A 3,451-nucleotide genomic window follows, 5' to 3' on the forward strand; every position below is an offset into this window, starting at 1 on the left:
GACCCCGACGTATACATCACATACGCCAACCCACCAGCCCAAACCCCCACCGGAAGCACCGCATCGGAGACGGGCGCCAGGTCCTCGAAGGCGACTCGCGGCCAGTCGTCCGGGAGGGGGCCGCCGGCCTCGGTGCCGCCCACGACGAGCACGGGCCGGGCGTCGCGGAGCATGAACGCCACCCGCTCCTCGGGATACTCCAGGTCCAGCGGCAGATACGCGCCTCCCGCCTTGAGCACCGCCAGCAGCACCACCAGCAGTTCCACCGACCGCGGCAACGCGACCCCCACCAGCGACTCCCCGCCCACCCCGCGCTCGGCCAGAGCGACGGCCACCCGGTCCGACCACGTGTCGAGCTGCCGGTAGGTGAGCGACTCGGAGCCGGCCCGTACGGCGACCGCGTGCGGCGCGGCCGCCACCTGACGCGCGAACGCCCCGGGGATCGTCAGGTCGGCCAGGGGCACGGCGGTGTCGTTGATGTCGCGGACGAAGCGTGCGAGTTCCGCGGGTTCGGTCACCTCGATCGTGCTGAGGTGTCCCTCCGGCGCGGCCACCGTCTGCTCCAGCACCCGCAGCAGCCGACGGGCGAGCGCCTCCGCCGTCGCGGCGTCGAACAGCCCCGTGTCGTACTCGACCGTGCCCACCGCGCCCTCGCCGTCGGGGCCCGGAGCCACGTTGAAGAAGAGGTCGAACTTGGCGCCGACCGTGCTGGGCACCGGCTCGATCTCGGTCACCAGCCCCGGCAGGCGCAGCTCCGCCCGCGCGTTGTTCTGCCAGGCGAACGCCACCTGGAAGACGGGGTGATGTCCGCCGGACCGGTCGGGGTTGAGCAGTTCGACCAGCCGCTCGAAGGGGACGTCCTGGTGATCGTAGGCGGTGAGGGCCTTGTCCTTCACCTGTTCGAGGAGTTCGCCGAACGAGGGGTCGCCGTGCAGGCGGACGCGGAGGACCCAGCTATTGACGAAGAAGCCCACCATGTCGGCCAGCGCCTCGTCCGTACGTCCGGCGATGGGCGACCCGATCGCCAGATCGTCACCGCCGCCCATNGCGGGCCAGCTCCTCCACTCCGGAGAACAACTCCGGCCCGATCGTGAAGGGGACCTGCTCGGCGCGGCGCACCGCCGTGGCGGCCCGTGGCCGGTCGAAGGGCAAGGGGGTCGGTTGCGGCAGGCCGGCGAGTTCGGTCCGCCAGTAGTCCACCTGCCGGGCCAGCACGCTGTCCTCGTCGGACTCGTCCCCCAGCAGTTCGCGCTGCCACAGGGTGTAGTCGGCGTACTGGACGGCCAGCGGGTCCCAGCCGGGTGGGCGTCCTTCCCTGCGAGCCCCGTAGGCGCCGCACAGATCCCGGACGAGGGGGGTGGCGGACGCCCCGTCCCCCGCGATGTGGTGCAGGACCAGGGCGAGCACGTGATCGTCGTCCGCGTCGCCGCACAGGAGGCTCGCGCGCAGGGGCAGGTCCGCGGCGAGGTCGAACCGGTAGGCGGCGGCAGCGGCCAGCTCGCCGCTGAGATCCCCGGAGGGCACCTTGATCACCGGTACCTCCATGCCCGGTCGTCCGTCGGCCTCGGTGATCCGCTGGTACGGCGTACCGTCCTCGTCCTGCGCGATCACGGTGCGCAGGCTCGCGTGGCGGCGCACCACGTCGCGCACCGCTTCGCGCAGCGCGGGGACGTCCAGGGGGCCGCGCAACCGCAGCATGGTGGGCATGTTGTAGGTGGCCGACGGCCCCTCGAAGCGGTGGAGGAACCACATGCGCCGCTGGGCGAACGAGAGGGGGATCCGTGCGGGGTGCTCCCGCGCGGTCAGCGGAGGCCGGGGAGCCTTTCCCCGGGCGAGGCACTCGGCCAGGGCGGAGACCGTGCGGTTCTCGAACACGTCGCGCACGGGTATCTCGACTCCCAGCCTGGCCCGGATCCGGCCGACCAGCCGGGTGGCCAGCAGGGAGTGGCCGCCCATGAGGAAGAAGTCGTCTTCGGCGCCGACCCGTTCGACGCCCAGCACCTCGGCGAAGAGCCCCGAGAGGATCTCCTCGTGCGGGCTCCGCGGTTCCCGGAGCGTCGAGGCGGCCGCGTAGTCGGGCGCGGGCAGGGCCGCACGGTCGAGCTTCCCGTTGGGGGTGAGCGGGATCCTGCCGATCGCCACGACGGCGGAGGGCACCATGTAGTCGGGAAGCCGCTCGCGGACGTAGCCGCGCAGCGCGGCGAGGGCCGTGCTCATCTCGCGGACCCTCGACGGCTCGTTGGCCAGCCGTCCGTCCTCGCGGTGATCGTCCGGGAGGCAGGTGCCGGTGTACGCGGCCGCCGGCGCCGGGCCGTCCCGCCAGACCAGGGCGTCGAAGTGGTCGACCGTACGGGACCAGGTGACAAGTGCGTGCCATCCTTGCGCCGCCGCCCATTCCCGGAGGGTGTGCGGGTCGATGCCGCCGCTCCGCCCGGTTTCACTGGTCAGGCGCGCGTTGAGGAGGCCCTGCACGCGTACGGGACTGGACCGGGCCTCCTGGACCCGCCGGCGTATCGCGCTCAGGTCCGTGTCGTGGTGGTCCCGGACGAGCACGGGGACGTCGGCGAGCGGGACCGGGTCCACCGGGGCCTTGTGTATCACCACCTCGTAGCGGTGCCGGGTCAGTTCGTTGTGGGAGGCACCGGACTTGAGCCGGATGTCGACACCGGCGGCGTCGCCGGCCCGCCGCGCCCACCGCGTGAACCATTCCGGGTCGAGCACCAGCTCCGTCTCCAGGAGCACCGCGTTGCCGACCAGGGCGTTGAGGACGCTTCCCCTGGCTCCCGGGTGCCGGGCCTGCTGCACGGCCTGGTGCAACAGGGGCAGCGATCTGGCGGACCGGACGTCACCGACGACGAGGCGGCCACCGGGCACCAGGAGTGTCATCGCGCGGCGCAGCACCCGGTCGAGGTAGCCGGCGTCGGGGAAGTACTGTGCGACCGAATTGAGCACTACGGTGTCGAACCGGCCCAGCGGCAGGCCGGAGACATCGTCCGCCGGCTGGCAGGACAGCAGGACCCGGTCCCCCCAGTCCTGTGCGGCGACCCGGTCCCGGAGCCGGTCGATGGCCGTGCCGGAGAAGTCCGTGCCCCAGTAGTGCTCGACGTGCGGCGCGATGCGGGCTAGCAGAAGTCCGGAGCCGACCCCGATCTCCGCGACCCGCCGGGGGGACCAGCGCAGCACCTGCTCGACGGCGGCGTCACGCCACTCCCGCATCTCCGCCAGGGGCATGGGTTTGCCGCTGTAGCTGGAGTTCCAGCCGGTGAAGTCCTCGCCCAGGGCCGCGTCTCCCGAGGCGTACATGCGCTCGTACACCTGCTGCCACTCACCGACCTGCGCCGCGGCGGAAGTCTCGGATCCCGCCACCGCCGGAACCACGTAAGCGATCAGGCGCTGGTCGCCCTCTCCTGCCTCGTGGCTGATGACGGCGGCCTGCGCGACATCGGGATGC

General features: G+C 72.3%; 2 protein-coding genes. Both read right to left on the reverse strand.

Annotated elements, in window-relative coordinates:
* Nucleotides 1-1,046 (reverse strand): condensation domain-containing protein (locus tag ABEB00_RS35140; RefSeq protein WP_345624796.1); only part of this gene is annotated, 1,046 nt, incomplete at its 3' end.
* Nucleotides 1,033-3,303 (reverse strand): condensation domain-containing protein, encoded by a 2,271-nt coding sequence (locus tag ABEB00_RS35145; protein ID WP_425586626.1) that lies wholly within the window; start codon nt 3,301-3,303, stop codon nt 1,033-1,035. The genes ABEB00_RS35145 and ABEB00_RS35140, both read right to left, overlap by 14 nt.
* Nucleotides 3,304-3,451: the final 148 nt, after the last annotated feature.

The sequence above is a fragment of the Streptomyces ziwulingensis genome (assembly GCF_039542605.1).
GTDB classification, from domain to species: domain Bacteria; phylum Actinomycetota; class Actinomycetes; order Streptomycetales; family Streptomycetaceae; genus Streptomyces; species Streptomyces ziwulingensis.